Below are 15248 nucleotides of genomic sequence, written 5' to 3'. Positions count from 1 at the left end.
CGGGTCATCCGACCGGCTGGCCGATCAGCGGGCCGCTCGTGCCTTGCAACTGGGCCCGCAGTTCCGGGGTGAGAATCTGGCCCACCCGGTCGACGAGCAGCGTCATCTCGTACGCCACCTGGCCGATGTCGCAGTTCGGCGCGGCGAGCACGGCGAGGCAGGAACCGTCGCTGATCGACATGAGCACCATGACGCCGAGTTCCATCTCGACGACGGTCTCGTTGACGGCGCCCGCCTCGAAGCAGCGCGCGGCGCCCTGGGTGAGGCTGACCAGTCCCGACGCCACCGCGGCGAGCTGGTCGGCCCGGTCCAGCGGCAGCCGGTGCGAGGCGGTGAGCAGCAGTCCGTCCGCCGAGACCACCACGGCGTGCGCGACACCGGGGACCCGTTCGGCGAATTCGTTGACGAGCCATCCGAACTGGTTCTGCTGGGGCTGGGCCCGATCCGGCGAGGTCATTCACCCTCCACTTTCTCTTGGTTGCCGTCGGCCGACTGAGCACTGTGGTGCCGACCTCGGCGAATACCTTGCTGGAAGCTACTGAGCCGTCCGCGCACATCGTGAGCGTCGCGGGCGGTACGGGGCCCCGAGGCCGGGGCGGACGACGCCGCGCTGCCGGGCATCAACTGCTCGCCCCGGCGCCGCCGCGGCAGGCCGGACTGCGTGAAGCTCACCGGAGCCGACTGCGAGACGCTCTGCACCGTCCGCCAGCGATCGTCGGCCGCGAAGTTCCAGCCGTCCGCCGCGGACGCGGGACTCTCCCCCGCCTGCGCCGGTGTCGTGGCCACCACCTGGGACTGCGCGGAACCCGCCTCGAGTTCCGGATCGGTGGTCTGGCCGCCCGGCCACTGCGCCTGCTGGGCGAAGTCCCCGGCCGTCGTCCGCGCCTCCGCGGTCACCTGCGGCCCCGGATCCGCGGCCTGTGCACCGGCGGAAACGGCGGGCTGGGGTGCCGTCGTCTCCGGTGAGATCTCCGGCGGGGTCTCGGCGGGGGCGCTGACCCGGGGCTCCGGTGCCGGTACGTGCGGGGCCGCGAGGTGCGAGCCCTGGGCTTGCGCGGCCGGGCCGTGCGTCTCCGGAGCGTGCGTCTCCGGGGTGGTGGCGGACTCCTGCACGTCCGGTTTCCCGGCCGGCGGGGTGACCGCGGGGGACGCGGTGCCGGCCACGGCCGGCGTCTGCTCCCCCTCGGCGGCCCGCGCGCGCCTGCGCCCTCGGCTGACTCCTTGCTGGAAGCTGCTGAGGCGACCGCGGATCTGTGCCGGATCGCGCACCGGTACGTCCGGGCCGGACGCGGTGTCCGGTTCGGTGGCCCGGGTGGGCGTGCCCGCTGCGCTGCCGGGCAGGAGCTGTTCACCGCGACGCCTGCGCGGCAGGCCGGAGTCGGTGTAGCTCTCCGGTTCCGTCTTCGAGACGGCCTGCACGGTGCGCCAGCGTTCGTCAACGGCGAAGTCCCAGTTGCCGTCCTGTTCGGCGGGTGCCGCGTCGGGCGTCCGGGTCGGGCTCGCCGCGGGCGTCGCGGGCTCGGCGCGGAACCACACCGACAGCATCGCATCGAAGATCGGCGTCGTCTCCGAGAGCGGAGGCCGTTCGGCGGCCCGCGCCGCGCGCTCGGCATCGGCTGCCGTCGTCTCCGCCTTCCACCACTCGGTCAGGGCCGAACTGTTGGCGGCGAACAAGGTCTTGCCGCCGGGCAACGCGTCCCAGGACGGTGTCCGGCCGCGCGCGGTGCCGGAGTCTCCGTTCACCGACCGAGCCGATTCCTGTTCCTCGCCCGCGGACTCGGTGTCGTCCGCCGGTTTCGGGGTGGCCGACTCGACGGCCGGCTCCTCGGACTCCGGGCTGGCGGGCGGTTCCTCGGTGCCGGGTTCGGCCACCGGGCTGAACAAGGAGGTACCGGTGATCTCGACCTCCGGCGGCCGTCCGGCCGTGCCGGGCCGGGGCGTGACGCCGTTGGCGCGCGGCGCGGGCAGGCCGGTGCCGTTGGTGCGTTCGATCGCCGGGGCACCGGGCTGGGCCGCCACCTCCGCCTGCGGCGAGAAGTGCGCGAGCATCCCGGACCTGCCCGTCCCGTTGGACGGGGGCTGCCTGCGGGGCAGCGACCCGGACGAACGGTCGACGCCGGACAACGGCGGCGCGGGGCGTTCCGGCGGGGCCCCGGGGCCGGGTGGACCGAGCACCAGCTCGGCGGAGACGGTGACCGTGGCGCGGACACCGGTGATGTCCTTGCCACCGTGCAGCCTGACCTGGACACCGTGCCTGCTGGCGAGCCTGCCGACCACGAACAGGCCCATCCGGCGGGAGGTGGCCAGGTCGACCGTCACGGCCTCGGACAGGCGCGTGTTCGCCTCGCGGACCTCCGCCTCGTTCATCCCGATGCCCTTGTCCAGGATGTCGATCGAGAGCGAACCGTCGTCGCCGCGCCTGGTGGAGACCGTCACCTTGGTCTCCGGTGCGGAGAACGCGGTGGCGTTGTCGAGCAGTTCCGCGATGAGCCGCATCAGGTCGCTGGCCGCGTATCCGAGAATGCGGCTCGCCGGGGGCGTCTGGACAACCACCCGCTGGTACTGCTCGATCTCCGAGACGGCGGCGCGGAGCACGTCGGTGGTGCTGATCGGCGAGCCCGACCGGCGACCCGGTTCGGAACCGGAGAGCACCATGAGGTTCTCGTTGTTGCGGCGCATCCGGGTCGCGAGGTGGTCGAGCTGGAACAGGGTGGCGAGCTGGTCGGCGTCCTCCTCGTCACGCTCGAGACGCTCGATCAACTGGAGCTGGCGCTGGACGAGGCTCTGGCTGCGACGCGACAGGTTGACGAACACGGTGCTGTAGCCGGTACGCATGGCGGCCTGGTCGACAGCGAGCCGCAGCGCCTGGCTGTGCACCTCGTCGAAGGCCCGGGCGACCTCACCGACCTCGTCGCGGGAACCGACCGCCACGGGGGTGATCTCGGTGCTCTGCACCTGCCCGTCCTGGATGTTCTGCACCGCCGCGGGAAGCTGCCGGTCGGCGATGTCGAGCGCGCCGGTGCGCAACAGGCTCAGTGATCGCAGGAGCTGACGGTTGATCAGGAAGACCACGGCCGCCGCGAGCAGCAGCGCGCTGAACAGCAGCACGGCCAGCAGTCCCGCCGCGCTGCTCGCCTCGGACACCAGGTCCCCGGAGACCGAGCCCACGGCGCTGCCGAGCCTGCCGCTGACATCGGCGACCCGCTGGATCACCGCGGACGAACTCTCCTGCCACTGCTCGGCCGAGGTCGTCCGCAGGGCCTCCTCGCTCGGCAGCTCTTCCTCGCCGAGGACCGTCTGGATCAGCCGCTCGCGGGTCTGGAAGCTCGGGCCCGCGGCCGTGCTGTCGAAGTCCTGCCGCTGGATCTGGCTCGCGGAGGCGCGGAAGTCGGTCAGGCGATCGTTCAGCCGGACCTCCGCGGTGCGCAGCTGCGAGATCTCGCTGGGGGCGAGGTTGCCCCGCGCGATCCCGTAGGCCACCAGCGCCCGCTCGACCGAGAGATCCTCCTTGGCGACATCGAGGTCGTGCATCGCGCTCGGCGCACCGCCGATGGCGGCATCGCTGATGCCGGCCACGATCGTGGTGTCGAGTTTGAGCAGCGCCGTGGTGACGACCGTGTAGTCGTTGACGGCCTGGACCGGATCGAGCTGGCCCGCCACCGCCGCGTCGCGGATGCCGCGCAGCCGGTCGAGCTGGTCGGACAGTTCGGTGCTCGGCCCGATCACCCTCGGGTCGTACTCGCCGCCCTTCTCGGCGGCATCGCGCAGCGGCGCGATCGAGGAGTCGACCTCACCGCGGACGGCGTCGAGGGCGGGCGATCCGCCCACCGAGCCCGCCGTGAGCACGGCCGCCGTCTCGGTGCGCTCGCGCTGCAACCCGTCGAGTGTCGCCCGCACCTTCTCGTTGAGGGTGACCAGCCGGTCGATGCGCTGGTAGCTGTCGGCGCGCTCGACCTGGTTGGCGATCGTGACGACGCCCAGGATGAGCGCGATGACGATCGGCACCAGGGTGATCGCCGCCAGCTTGACGGGAAGCTTCCAGTCTCGCCATTGCAACACCGCGTGCCACCGGGACGGACGTGGCGGTTGCTGGCCGAGGAGGGTGCCCACGGGCACCTGGCCCTCTCCTGCATCGGTCACGAAGGGGACTCCCTGTTCAGCATGTGGGGTCGGGAAGTACGAATCATCGTGCGAGGACGACCGGACGCGCTCCGGCGCACCGCTGGGACATGGTGTTGTTCAGCCGCATCCGATCCATCCTCGTTGTCCGCGCTCAGTCATCCGCGCTCAGCGCCTCGTGAACTCGTTTCGCCCACCGACGCCGACCTCGACCGAACTGTCGCGGGCGCCGGGCATCCCATCAACAAGCTTCGAGAATGTCGGGATGCCACCACCCGCCGATCACAGCGGTCAGCGTGATCAACAGATCGTACACCCGGGACCGAATTCCCCATTCATTCTCCGCACACGGGTGCTGACCAGCAGAAATGGCAGGAACAATCGGTTTTCTGACACTGGGACGGTCATCGTTAGAGGGACACCGTGTGCGCTTCGTGAATGCGATCGGTATGGTTGCGAACAAAAGCCGAGCATCGTCACCCGTTCGGGTTATCAAGCTGAAAATGCGCCGGGATCTGCACTACTCCCCGTGTATATCTCCGGCCGGTTCGCCGGAAAGTGCCCACGATGTCGTGGCTTTTTCGATGAACGACCGCGCGGCGCGAGCATGTCAGCCTCAGCGCCCTGTCCAGCGGATTTCCACCCAGCCGGTTTCTGACATGCCGCCAACGATCGCGCCATCACCCGATGACACGGAACGTGATCATCAGGGCCGGGTGACCGGCAGGCGATCCACCCGCTGCCGCCGCATAAACGGGAAACGACACAATGGGTCACCAATTCGCCCACTGATTCGGGTGACAAATGACGGAGTGGGCACCGCGGCCGAAGAAAAGGATCATCGGTGAACCGAAGATCGTCACCGCGATCCCGGACAACCCCGTTAATCCCCGGCTGGACAGATCGTTACGCTGTGCCCCTCACAGATCCGCGCAGAACACGATCCACCGAATCGACCGGCGAGAGAACGTGGCCAACCAGGCACGTTCGGGAATTCGTCCCGGGATTCGATCGGCAAGGACGCGGATTTTCGGTTCGTTCAGACGGCGTGATCGATCAGCGCGCGCCCGGAGGTACTCATGCAGAACGTCACGCACTCCCCCGTGACCCGCGGCTCGGCAGAGGACACGGGACAGATACCCGTGGTCATGTTCGGCGGGAGCGCACCGCCCGGGCCACCGGAGCCCGCACCCACACCCACCGGGCCCGACTATCCGGCGATCCAGGCCAGTCCCGAGTTCCGGGCGCTGCGCTCCCGGTTCCGCCGCTTCGTCTTCCCGATGAGCCTCGCCTTCTTCGTCTGGTACATGACATACGTGCTGCTGGCCGCCTACGCGCACGACTTCATGAGCATCGCGGTGTACGGCGAGGTCAACATCGGGATCGTGCTGGGCGTGTTGCAGTTCGTCTCGACGATCGCGATCATGATCGTCTACGTGCGCTTCGCCGACCGCAGGATCGATCCGCGGGTGGCCGACATCCGCCGCCAGGCCGGGGTGTCCGAGGCATGATCACCACCATCGCCGCTCCCGGCACCGAGGACGCTGCCAACCCCGTCCTGAACACTCTGGTCTTCGCCCTCTTCGTCGCGATCACCCTCTACGTGGTGTACCGCGCCAGCAGCCGCAACCGGACCACGGCGGACTACTACGCCGCGGGCAGCGTGTTCACCGGGCGGCAGAACGGAATCGCGCTCTCCGGGGACTTCCTGTCTGCGGCCTCGTTCCTCGGCATCGCGGGCGCGATCGCCATCCACGGCTACGACGGGTTCCTGTACTCCATCGGGTTCCTGGTCGCCTGGCTGGTCGATCTGCTGCTGATCGCGGAACTGCTGCGCAACACCGGCCGCTTCACCATGGGCGACGTGCTCAGCTTCCGGATGAAGCAGCGCCCGGTGCGCGCCGCGTCCGCCACCTCGACCCTGATAATCTCGTTCTTCTACATGCTCGCGCAGATGGCTGGCGCGGGCGGCCTGGTCGCCCTGTTGCTCGACATCCACGGCGGGATCGGCCAGGCCCTGATCATCGGCGTCGTCGGGCTGATCATGGTGCTGTACGTGCTCGTCGGCGGGATGAAGGGCACCACCTGGGTGCAGATCATCAAGGCGAGCATCCTCATCGTCAGTGCCGTGCTGATGACGGTGTTCCTGTTCGGCAGGTTCGGCTTCAGCCTGTCGAACCTGCTGTCCGCGGCGGCCGAGAACAGCCCCAAGGGGGAGAGCCTGCTGCAGCCCGGCGGGCAGTACGGCGCGTCCGAGACGACCAAGCTCGACTTCGTGTCGCTCTCGGTCGCGCTCATCCTCGGCGCCGCGGCCCTGCCGCACGTGCTGATGCGCTTCTACACCGTCCCCAACTCCAAGGAAGCGCGCCGGTCGGTGGTCTGGGCGACCTCCTGCATGGCGCTGTTCTACCTGTGCACCCTGGTCATCGGTTTCGGTGCCGCCGCACTGGTCGGCGCGGACGACATCAAGGCCGCACCGGGCGGGGAGAACTCGGCGGCGCCACTACTGGCGCTGGAGATCGGCGGGACACTGCTGCTGGGCATCATCTCGGCGGTCGCCTTCGCCACCATCCTCGCGGTGGTCGCCGGCCTGACCATCACCGCCTCCGCCTCCTTCGCACACGACGTGTACGCCAACGTCGTCAAACGCGGCAAGGCGGAACCGACGGACGAGGTGCGGGTCGCCCGGATCACCGCGGTGGTCGTCGGCGTGCTCTCGATCGTCGGCGGGATCCTCGCCAACGGGCAGAACATCGCGTTCCTGGTCGCGCTGGCCTTCGCCGTGGCCGCCTCGGCGAATCTGTCGACCCTGCTGTACTCCCTGTTCTGGAAGCGCTTCAACACCACCGGAACCCTGTGGGGCATCTACGGCGGGCTGGCCGCCTGCCTGGTATTGGTGTTCTTCTCCCCGGTGGTCTCGGGTGCGCCGGAGTCGATCTTGCCCAACGCCGACTTCGCCTGGTTCCCGTTGAAGAACCCGGGCCTGATCTCCATCCCGTTCTCCTTCCTGTGCGGGTTCCTTGGCACGATCTTCGGCAAGGACAGGGCGGACGAGCGCAAGCAGGCCGAGATGGAGGTCCGTTCCCTCACCGGGATCGGTGCCTGACACCATCTCGGGGTGCCCGACACCCTCCGCCGGTTCCTCGACGAACACGCGCCGCCGACGCCGTGCCTGGTGGTCGACGTCGACGCCGTGCTCGCCGCCTACCGGCGCACCGTCGCGGCGTTTCCCGCGGCCAGGGTGTTCTACGCCGTCAAGGCGAATCCCGCGCCCGCCGTCGTCGCCACATTGGTGGCGGCGGGCGCGGGATTCGACGTGGCGAGCCCGGCCGAGGCGGACCTCTGCCTGCGTCTCGGCGCCGATCCCGCGTCACTGTCCTACGGCAACACCATCAAGAAGGCCGCCGATGTCGCGTACGCGCACGCGCTCGGGGTGCGCGAGTTCGTCACCGACGCCGCGGACGATCTGGCGAACATCGTGGCGAACGCCCCCGCCGCGCGGGTCACGGTGCGGCTCGGGTTCGACGGTCCTGCCTCGGCGACGCCGTTCGGCCGCAAGTTCGGCTGCGATTCCGCGACGGCGGCCGAGCTGCTGACCCGGGCACACGACGAGGGCCTGCTCGCGACCGGGATCGGTTTTCACGTCGGATCGCAGCAGCTCGACCCGGCGGCCTGGGACGGCGCCATCGCGACGGCGGCCGAGGTGAGCCGGGCGCTGCCCGAGCGGGTGCCCCGGCCGGTGCGGTTGAACGTCGGCGGCGGTTTCGCCGTGCCCTACACCGGTCCCGCGCCCTCGCGGACCGAGTACGCCGCCGTGATCGGGGCCGCCGTGCGGCGGCACTTCGGGGCGGCCGCGCCGGAACTGGTCCTCGAACCCGGCAGGCTGCTGGTCGCCGAGGCGGGCCGGATCCGCACCGAGGTCGTGCTGGTGGCCCGCCGTTCGCCGGGCGAGAGCCCCCGGTGGGTCTACCTCGACATCGGCCGCTACAACGGTATGGCGGAGGCCGAGAACGAGGCGATCGCCTACCGGTTCGAGCCGGTCTCGGCCCACGGGGAGGACGGCCCGGTGATCCTCGCCGGCCCCACGTGCGATGGTGACGATGTGCTGTACCAACACACGCCCTACCGGCTGCCGCTGTCGCTGCGGTCCGGCGACCTGCTGGACATCCCGTCCACCGGCGCCTACACGGCCAGCTATTCCTCGGTCTCCTTCAACGGCATCGCACCGCTGCGGACGTACTGTCTCTCCGGGGGAAAGGTCACCGATGACGGCTGAGCCCGCTCCCGTCGGCACTTTCGCGGGCCGGCACGTGCTCGCCGAGCTGAGCGGCGTCGCACCGGAGAAACTGAACGACATCCCGTTTCTCCGCGATGCCCTGACCCAGGCTCTGGTGGCCGCGGACGCGACGGTCTGCCAGGTGATCGCACACCGGTTCCAGCCGCAGGGCGCGACGGTGCTGGCACTGCTCGCCGAGTCGCACGCCTCGATCCACACCTATCCGGAGATCGGTGCCGCCTTCGTCGACGTGTTCACCTGCGGTGTCCGCGCCGATCCCGAGGTCGCCGTTCACCTGCTCGCCGAGGCGCTCGGCGCCATGGCGGACTCGGTGTCGGTGGTCGACCGCGGCCGCGAACCCGCGCACCACCGCCGGTGAGCCGCCACCCCGGCACACAGCCCGATCCTGCACAGCGAGGAGCACCATGTCCAGCGGCCGTACCATCGTCGAACCCTTGGGCCCCGGGCTGTCCCGGGTATGGGAACTCGGGGACGTCCTCCTCGACACTCGTACCGACTTCCAGCACGTGGTGATCGCCAGGACCGCCCAGGGCGTCACGCTCTTCTGTGACGACGACCGGCAGAGCACCGAGCAGAGCCAGCTCGTCTACCACGAGGCGCTGATGGTGCCCGCCATGCTGCTGGCCGAGCAGGTGCGGCGGGTGCTGATCATCGGTTCCAGCGAGGGCGTGCTCGGCGAACTCGCCCTCGAGGGGGGCGCCGGCCACGTCGACCACGTCGACATCGACCGCGTGGCCGTCCGGGCGTGCGCCGAGCACCTGCCCTACGGCTACACCCCGGCCGTACTGGACGCCGCCGAGCGCGCGGCCGCCGACCCCGCCGCGGCTGGGATCCGGGTGCACTACCGCGACGGCTGGGAGTTCCTCGCCGAGGCGGCCGCGGGCGAGACTCGCTACGACCTGGTGGTGATCGACCTTCCGGACGAGAACGCCGACCCGGAGGCGCAGCACAATCGCTTGTACGGCAAGGATTTCCTGTCCCGGTGCGCCGCCGTGCTGACGCCGGGCGGGGTGGTGGCGGCGCAGGCGGGCTGCCCGACGCTGTGGCGCAACGACACCCTGCGCGCGGCCTGGGCCCGCTTCCGCGAGATGTTCGGCACCGTCGTGTACTTCGGTTCCGACGAGCACGAGTGGGCCTTCCTCAGCGCCCGGGCGGACCGGGTCGAGGACCCGCTGGGCGCCATGCTCGCGGCGCTGACCACTTCCGGGATTCGTCCGTCCACTGTGGACGCCGAGGCCCTGCGCGGCTGCACGGTTCCTCCGTACAGCCTGCGTCCCTAGAGCTTCTCCCCCGCCGTCACCTTGCGCGTCACCCAGCGCTCGACGGCGAAGGACACGAAGGGCACGCATCCGGCGAGCAGGACAAGCACGGCGTTCTTGACCGACCAGCGCGCCTTGAGCGCCAGGTCGACGGTGAGCACCAGGTAGATCATGTACAGCACACCGTGGATGGGCGAGTACACGGCGGACGGGCCGGGCATGTCCATGCCGTAGCGCAGCACCATCACCACCAGGAGCCCGAGTAGGCCCACGCCGGTCACGTACGCGGCGATCCGGAAGCGCTGCAGTGGCCCGCGCAGCGTCGCGGCCGGCGGCTGGTCCTCGGTTCGCGTGGTCATCGGCTCTGGTCGCCTCTCTGGTCGGGGTAACGGCGCGGGCAGGCGGCGGGACGGGTCAGGGTCCACGCCGCCGTGGGGTCGAGGTGTCCGCGCGGTGCAGTTCCGCGAGGTACCGGTTGTAGCGGGCGAGCTCGTCGTCCTCGATGTCCCGCTCCGCGCCGGTCTCGCCCTCCCGGACGAGGGGGCGAGCCCGGTTCGCCGGGGCGGGCGCGGGGGCACCGGCGTCGCGCGGACCCTCGGCGAGGACGGGCTCCTCCACAGCGTCCGCCTCCCGCGCGGCGGCCTGGTCGCGCAGTGTGCGCAGCCGCCAGAACATGAACGCCGGGAACAGGCCGAACAGCGGCCACTGCAGCACGTATCCGAGATTCTGGAAGGTCCCGTTGGCCGAGGAGAACCGCTCCCACTGCCACCAGGCCAACCCGCAGCAGGCCACGACGGACACCAGGCACACGCCGACGATCAGCAGCCGGCGGGTCAGAGTCGGGCTTACCTGCACAATTCGACGCTAGCACCCGGCACGGCGTGATCTCGCTCGCGCCCGGGACCGCGGGTGGGCGGTCAGCCTCCGGCGACCGTGCGGGCGGCCTTCGCGTACCCGTCCGCGAGGCCGAACACCTTCTGGGCGTACTCGGTCGAGTTGTTGTAGGACAGGATTCCCGACCACCAGCCCTCGGCGTCGGCCATGTCGCGGTCGCCGACGCAGAGGTAGCGGCCCGCCCCGAGCGCGGCGTCGTCGATCTGCTGCGGGTCGCCCGCGCCGTCGTTGTTCCCGTCGGAGGCGTACCGGTTCCACGTCCCCGGGATGAACTGCATCGGGCCGACCGCCCGGTCCTGGGTGGTGTCGCCGTCGAAGCGGCCGCCGTCGGTGTCGGCGATGGCCCGCACACCGGGCGATCCGTCCAGGGGGACGCCGATGATCGGCTTCGACGGGTACCCGTCCTCCTGCAGGGTCGCCCCGCCGTACTGACCGTGGTACGACTCGATCCGGCCGATGCCGGCCAGCGTGGCCCAGGAGATCCGGCATTCCGGGTGCTCCGCGCGCATGGCGAGTTCCGCCTGCCCGTAGGCGATCAGCGCCCTGGCCGGCACACCCGCGACCGGGGCGACGCGGTCGGCCCAGCCGGCGAGGGAGTCGGTGCCCTGCTCGGCTTGCGGCGTGACCGGATCGGGTTCGGGCTCGCCGGGGCCGGCGGCCGGACCGCCGCCGATGGTGACGCTGCTCGCGGGGGCGATCGTGCCGGGTTCGACCGAGGCCGCCTCGACCCGGAGGGCCGGGATCTCCGTCGTCGTCGGACCCGCGGTGGGCGTGGACGCCCTGGCGACCAGCCAGACACCGCCCGCGCCGAACGCGACGACCGCCGTGATCACGAGGAGCCTGCGCAGCACGGCCACGCCGGTGCGGCCACGCGAGCCACCGAGGGTCAGGGTGTTGCGCACCAACAAAAGCCTCCAGCCGGCCCGGCCTAGTGGGATGACGTCGTGGGATGTCCGCTGGGACGACCGTAGCCGACCCCACCCGGACAACGACGCCGGGCGGGTCCGCGTTACGGCCCCGCCACCCGGCCGGTCGGTTATCCCGCGGCGTCGCGGCGCTGACGGGCGAGCCGGGCGACGCACCAGGCCGGGGCGCTGCCCCTGCGCAGGTGCTCCAGCACCGTCAGCGGACCGAGCCGCCTGGCCAGGTCGTCCGGGGTGAGCCCGGCCGCCCGGTAGTCGAGCGCCCGCTGGTCGAGCGGGCTCATCCCCGCGTCCCACCAGCGCTCCGCCTCGTCCACATCGCCGACCATCTGCCACCAGCCCGCGGCAGCGGTGATGAGTTCGGCGGGAACGCCGGGAAGGCGCTGCCGCATCGCGGCCAGCAGGCCGGGATCGGTGGCGTCCACCTGTTCCCACCGCGAGGCGCCACCGCGCCCACGCTGTCCGGGAATCCCCGGCGGGACCTGCGGCGCCTCCGCGAGCCAGGCGGTGGCGATGCGGTCCACCTCCTGGTCCTCGGGGCTCCGCTCACGCTCGGCGGCCCACTGCCGGATCAACGCGTCGACTCCGGGATCTCCGGTCATCCGTGCCTCCTTCACGTCGCCACGACCGCGGAACCTCAGCGGGTTCGCGTTATGGCGACGATCTCCGATGATCTGCACGGTCCTTGCCCGGCCGTGCGGGGAATCAACTGCTCACGCAATGTGAGCACCGTAGGGCGGCGAGTGTGCGGTTCGCCAGTCCCGAACGGCAATCAAATCCCCGACATGCGGCTCATCCGGTCGAATCCACCCGGATGGTCCAGTGATCCGCGCGCCGACGCCGCAACGTTCACGCACGGTCATCACAAGGCCGTGAACAGGAACGATGCCGGTCCCGCGAGCGCGGTACCGGCATCGGCCTCAGTGTTTCCGGGTCTAGGAGAAGACGTCCTTGACGAAGGTCACGATCGCCTCGGCACCGTCCCTGAGCCATCCCAGCGCCGTCTGCACCGCGTCGGCAGACTGATTCGGCTGGCTGATCAGAAAGAACAACACGAGCGCGATAACGCCGACAATAAGGACCTTCTTGACCTTCGGCGACATAACTCCATCCGATCACGGTTCGTGTGGCCCCGCGCCCACCGCGAGGTCTCGTCCACTTTGGCACCTCGAGCAGCCGGAGTGCGAGCCTGCCGCCACTTCGGGACGGACAATCACGCTATCGGCGGCTCTCAGTAACGCCCAGTGTGCGGTGCGTCGTCATACAGCCTAGGGAACGACCTTGGTAGGGCGTCGCCCCGGCCGGGATCAGGAACTCGCGGCTACTTCGCGATCACCCCGGATGCGCGCAGATCGGCCAGTTCGGCCGTACCGAGCCCCAGACCGGCGAGGACGGACCCGGTATCGGCGCCCTTCGGGTGCGGCGCCGAGGGCACGGCGGACGGGGTCCGGTCGAATCGCGGGGCCGGGGCGGGCTGGGTCACCCCGCCGATGTCGACGAAGGTGCCGCGAGCCTTGTTGTGCGGGTGCTCGGCGGCCTCCCATGGCGAGAGCACCGGAGTGAGGCAGGCGTCGCTGCCCTCGGCCCTGGCCACCAGCTCGTCCCGGGTGAACTCGCCGATCCGGGTACTCAGCATCTCCCGCAGGGCGGGCCACTGGTTCTTGTCGAGATGGAACGGCACCTTCTCGGCGTCCAGTCCGAGCACGCGGAGCAGGTCCGCCCAGAACCGCGGTTCGATGGCCCCGACCGCGACATAGCGGCCGTCGGAGGTCTCGTAGGTGTCGTAGAACGGCGCGGCGCCGTCGAGCATGTTGTCGCCGCGCCCGCCCGGCCACAGGCCCGCCGCGCGCATGCCGTGCAGGTGGGTGGTGAGCAGGGCGGCACCGTCGACCATCGAGGCGTCCACCACCTGCCCCCTGCCGGACACGGTCCGTTCGAACAACGCGGCGAGCACACCCATCGCCAGCAGGAGTCCCCCGCCGCCGAAGTCGCCGACGAGGTTCAGCGGCGGCACCGGACGCTCCCCCGCCCTGCCGACCGGCTCCAGCGCGCCCGCGATGCCGATGTAGTTGATGTCGTGCCCGGCCGCCGGGGCGAGCGGGCCGTCCTGGCCCCAGCCGGTCATCCGCCCGTAGACGATCCGCGGGTTGCGCGCGTGCACCTGTTCCGGGCCGAGGCCCATCCGCTCGGCCACGCCGGGCCGGAAACCCTCCACCAGCACATCCGCCCCGTCGAGCAGCCGCAGCACCAGTTCGACCCCGCGCGGGTCCTTGGTGTTGACGCCGATGGTCCGGCGTCCGCGCATCAGCGGATCGCCGTCGAAGCCGAGCATGTCCGCCCCCTGGGCGGCGCGATCCACCCGGATCACCTCGGCACCGAGGTCGGCGAGGACCGTGCAGGCGAACGGCGCCGGGGCGAGTCCGGCCAGCTCGATCACGGTGAGCCCGTGCAGCGGGCCCGTGCCGCCGGTTCCGTTCGTTCCGGGCGTGGGCGGTCCGGCAGTCATCCGTCGTTCCTCTCCGGTGGGTACTCGGCGATGGTGTGGTCTGCGATGGGTGTTCGCGATGGGCTGCCCGGCGACGGACGCCGAGGCCCGGTTCACAGCGTGCGGGAGATGATCTCCTTCATGACCTCGCTGGTGCCGCCGAAGATGCGCGAGATCCGCAGATCGGCCCACGCGCGGGCGATCGGGTACTCGGTCATGTAGCCGTAGCCGCCGAAGAGCTGCAGGCAGTCGTCGACGACCCGGTTCACCCGCTCCGTGGTCCACAGTTTCACCATCGCGGCGCCCTGGATGTCGAGTTCGCCGCGCAGGTGCCGTTCGATGCACTGGTCGAGGAAGGCCCTGGCGACCGCAGCCTCGGTGGCGGCCTCGGCGAGGGTGAACTTGGTGTTCTGGAAGTTGAACACCGGACGGCCGAACGCCGTGCGGTCCTTGGTGTAGGCGATGGTCTGGTCGATCGCAGCCTCCATGCCCGCGACCGCGGTCACGGCGATGATCAGCCGCTCCTGCGGGAGTTGCTGCATGAGCTGGATGAAGCCCTGCCCCTCGGCCTCGCCGAGCAGGTTGCCCGCGGGCACCCGGACGTCGTCGAAGAAGAGCTCGGCGGTGTCCTGACCCTTGAGGCCGAGCTTGTCGAGCACCCGGCCGCGGCGGAAGCCGGGAGTGTCGGTCTCCACCACGATCAGCGAGACGCCCTGGGCTCCGGCGTCGGGGTCGGTCTTGACGGCGACCACGACGACATCGGCGAGTGCGCCGTTGGTGATGAAGGTCTTGGCCCCGTTGATCACATACGAGTCGCCGTCGCGCACCGCGCGGGTCTTGATGCTCTGCAGGTCGGAGCCGGTGCCGGGCTCGGTCATCGCGATCGCGCCGACGGACTCGCCGCTGGCGAACCTGGGCAGCAGCCGCTGCTTGATCTCCTCGGAGCCGTACTCCAGCAGGTAGGGCGCGACGATCCCGCTGTGCACGGAGACCCCCCAGGCGCTGTCGCCGGAGCGGGCCTGCTCCTCGAACAGAATGGCCTCGTGGGCGAAGGTGCCCCCGCCGCCGCCGTACTCCTCCGGGATGGAGAGCGCGAGCAGGCCGACCTCACCGGCCTTGTTCCACAGCTCGCGGTCGACCTGTTTGGCCTCGGCCCACCGTTCCTGGTGAGGGGCGAGTTCCTTCTGGCAGAACGTGCGCGCCAGCTCGCGGAAGTCCTTCAGGTCCTCGTCACACCAAGAGCTCGGCTGGATCTGCAACGCCACGGCGGG

Annotated in this window: 14 protein-coding genes; 5 read left to right on the top strand and 9 right to left on the bottom strand. The window is 70.5% G+C overall.

Translation table 11 applies throughout. From position 1 onward, the window contains the following. Window positions 1–4 precede the first annotated feature (4 nt). Together CFN78_RS05485 and CFN78_RS05480 are read right to left on the bottom strand one after the other, a co-directional pair. Complete coding sequence (locus CFN78_RS05485) at window positions 5–457, bottom strand: roadblock/LC7 domain-containing protein (protein WP_094861462.1); 453 nt, start codon at window positions 455–457, stop codon at window positions 5–7. Then, a complete protein-coding gene (locus tag CFN78_RS05480; protein WP_240519272.1) occupies window positions 454–4140 on the bottom strand; it encodes a sensor histidine kinase in 3687 nt (1228 codons plus the stop codon). Before CFN78_RS05480 ends, CFN78_RS05485 begins: the two co-directional genes overlap by 4 nt. 1058 nt (window positions 4141–5198) lie before the next feature. Here CFN78_RS05480 and CFN78_RS05475 point away from each other — a divergent pair. From CFN78_RS05475 to CFN78_RS05455, 5 genes are read left to right on the top strand one after another with little or no spacing between them, the layout of a single operon-like run. Next, window positions 5199–5630, top strand: a complete 432-nt coding sequence (locus tag CFN78_RS05475; protein ID WP_094861460.1) for a DUF485 domain-containing protein — start codon at window positions 5199–5201, stop codon at window positions 5628–5630. Continuing rightward, the gene (locus tag CFN78_RS05470; RefSeq protein WP_094861459.1) at window positions 5627–7225 is read left to right on the top strand and encodes a solute symporter family protein; all 1599 of its coding nucleotides are present in this window, start codon (window positions 5627–5629) and stop codon (window positions 7223–7225) included. Before CFN78_RS05475 ends, CFN78_RS05470 begins: the two co-directional genes overlap by 4 nt. 12 nt (window positions 7226–7237) lie before the next feature. Beyond that, window positions 7238–8395 carry a type III PLP-dependent enzyme gene (locus CFN78_RS05465; RefSeq protein WP_094861458.1) on the top strand — a complete coding sequence of 386 codons (1158 nt, stop codon included), beginning with the start codon at window positions 7238–7240 and terminating at the stop codon, window positions 8393–8395. Next, window positions 8385–8774: an adenosylmethionine decarboxylase gene (speD, locus tag CFN78_RS05460; protein WP_094861457.1), complete on the top strand. Its 390-nt coding sequence runs from the start codon at window positions 8385–8387 to the stop codon at window positions 8772–8774. The genes CFN78_RS05465 and speD overlap by 11 nt, the downstream gene beginning before the upstream one ends. A gap of 46 nt (window positions 8775–8820) precedes the next feature. Continuing rightward, window positions 8821–9696 carry a spermidine synthase gene (locus tag CFN78_RS05455; protein ID WP_094861456.1) on the top strand — a complete coding sequence of 292 codons (876 nt, stop codon included), beginning with the start codon at window positions 8821–8823 and terminating at the stop codon, window positions 9694–9696. Here CFN78_RS05455 and CFN78_RS05450 read toward each other — a convergent pair. The 7 genes from CFN78_RS05450 to CFN78_RS05425 all read right to left on the bottom strand — a co-directional run bounded on the left by CFN78_RS05450 (window position 9693) and on the right by CFN78_RS05425 (window position 15242). Next, window positions 9693–10034: a DUF3817 domain-containing protein gene (locus CFN78_RS05450; RefSeq protein ID WP_094861455.1), complete on the bottom strand. Its 342-nt coding sequence runs from the start codon at window positions 10032–10034 to the stop codon at window positions 9693–9695. The two genes, CFN78_RS05455 and CFN78_RS05450, sit on opposite strands and share 4 nt — an antisense overlap. Before the next feature lie 55 nt (window positions 10035–10089). Then, window positions 10090–10530: a hypothetical protein gene (locus CFN78_RS05445; RefSeq protein WP_094861454.1), complete on the bottom strand. Its 441-nt coding sequence runs from the start codon at window positions 10528–10530 to the stop codon at window positions 10090–10092. Window positions 10531–10592: 62 nt separating this feature from the next. Next, window positions 10593–11474, bottom strand: coding sequence for a lytic transglycosylase domain-containing protein (locus tag CFN78_RS05440; protein ID WP_420807853.1), 882 nt, complete (start codon window positions 11472–11474; stop codon window positions 10593–10595). Between the two features lie 131 nt (window positions 11475–11605). Then, the gene (locus CFN78_RS05435) at window positions 11606–12094 is read right to left on the bottom strand and encodes a transcriptional regulator (protein WP_094861453.1); all 489 of its coding nucleotides are present in this window, start codon (window positions 12092–12094) and stop codon (window positions 11606–11608) included. 333 nt (window positions 12095–12427) lie between these two features. Continuing rightward, window positions 12428–12595 (bottom strand): hypothetical protein, encoded by a 168-nt coding sequence (locus tag CFN78_RS29035; RefSeq protein ID WP_165777450.1) that lies wholly within the window; start codon window positions 12593–12595, stop codon window positions 12428–12430. Window positions 12596–12813: 218 nt separating this feature from the next. Next, window positions 12814–13998 carry a CaiB/BaiF CoA transferase family protein gene (locus tag CFN78_RS05430; protein ID WP_094861452.1) on the bottom strand — a complete coding sequence of 395 codons (1185 nt, stop codon included), beginning with the start codon at window positions 13996–13998 and terminating at the stop codon, window positions 12814–12816. A gap of 92 nt (window positions 13999–14090) precedes the next feature. After that, window positions 14091–15242: an acyl-CoA dehydrogenase family protein gene (locus CFN78_RS05425; protein WP_094861451.1), complete on the bottom strand. Its 1152-nt coding sequence runs from the start codon at window positions 15240–15242 to the stop codon at window positions 14091–14093. Window positions 15243–15248: the final 6 nt, after the last annotated feature.

It is taken from the genome of Amycolatopsis antarctica (assembly GCF_002262875.1).
Taxonomy (GTDB): Bacteria; Actinomycetota; Actinomycetes; order Mycobacteriales; family Pseudonocardiaceae; genus Amycolatopsis; species Amycolatopsis antarctica.
Note: the sequence above shows the minus strand (reverse complement) of the source record. Positions and strands in the feature narration are given on the sequence as shown.

What these genes read in the sequence shown, in the direction of transcription:
- CFN78_RS05470 (WP_094861459.1), top strand. Translation starts at nt 5,627, where the DNA reads ATGATCACCACCATCGCCGCTCCCGGCACCGAGGACGCTGCCAACCCC.
- CFN78_RS05485 (WP_094861462.1), bottom strand. Translation starts at nt 457, where the DNA reads ATGACCTCGCCGGATCGGGCCCAGCCCCAGCAGAACCAGTTCGGATGG.
- CFN78_RS05475 (WP_094861460.1), top strand. Translation starts at nt 5,199, where the DNA reads ATGCAGAACGTCACGCACTCCCCCGTGACCCGCGGCTCGGCAGAGGAC.
- speD (WP_094861457.1), top strand. Translation starts at nt 8,385, where the DNA reads ATGACGGCTGAGCCCGCTCCCGTCGGCACTTTCGCGGGCCGGCACGTG.
- CFN78_RS05435 (WP_094861453.1), bottom strand. Translation starts at nt 12,094, where the DNA reads ATGACCGGAGATCCCGGAGTCGACGCGTTGATCCGGCAGTGGGCCGCC.
- CFN78_RS05455 (WP_094861456.1), top strand. Translation starts at nt 8,821, where the DNA reads ATGTCCAGCGGCCGTACCATCGTCGAACCCTTGGGCCCCGGGCTGTCC.
- CFN78_RS05430 (WP_094861452.1), bottom strand. Translation starts at nt 13,998, where the DNA reads ATGACTGCCGGACCGCCCACGCCCGGAACGAACGGAACCGGCGGCACG.
- CFN78_RS29035 (WP_165777450.1), bottom strand. Translation starts at nt 12,595, where the DNA reads ATGTCGCCGAAGGTCAAGAAGGTCCTTATTGTCGGCGTTATCGCGCTC.
- CFN78_RS05450 (WP_094861455.1), bottom strand. Translation starts at nt 10,034, where the DNA reads ATGACCACGCGAACCGAGGACCAGCCGCCGGCCGCGACGCTGCGCGGG.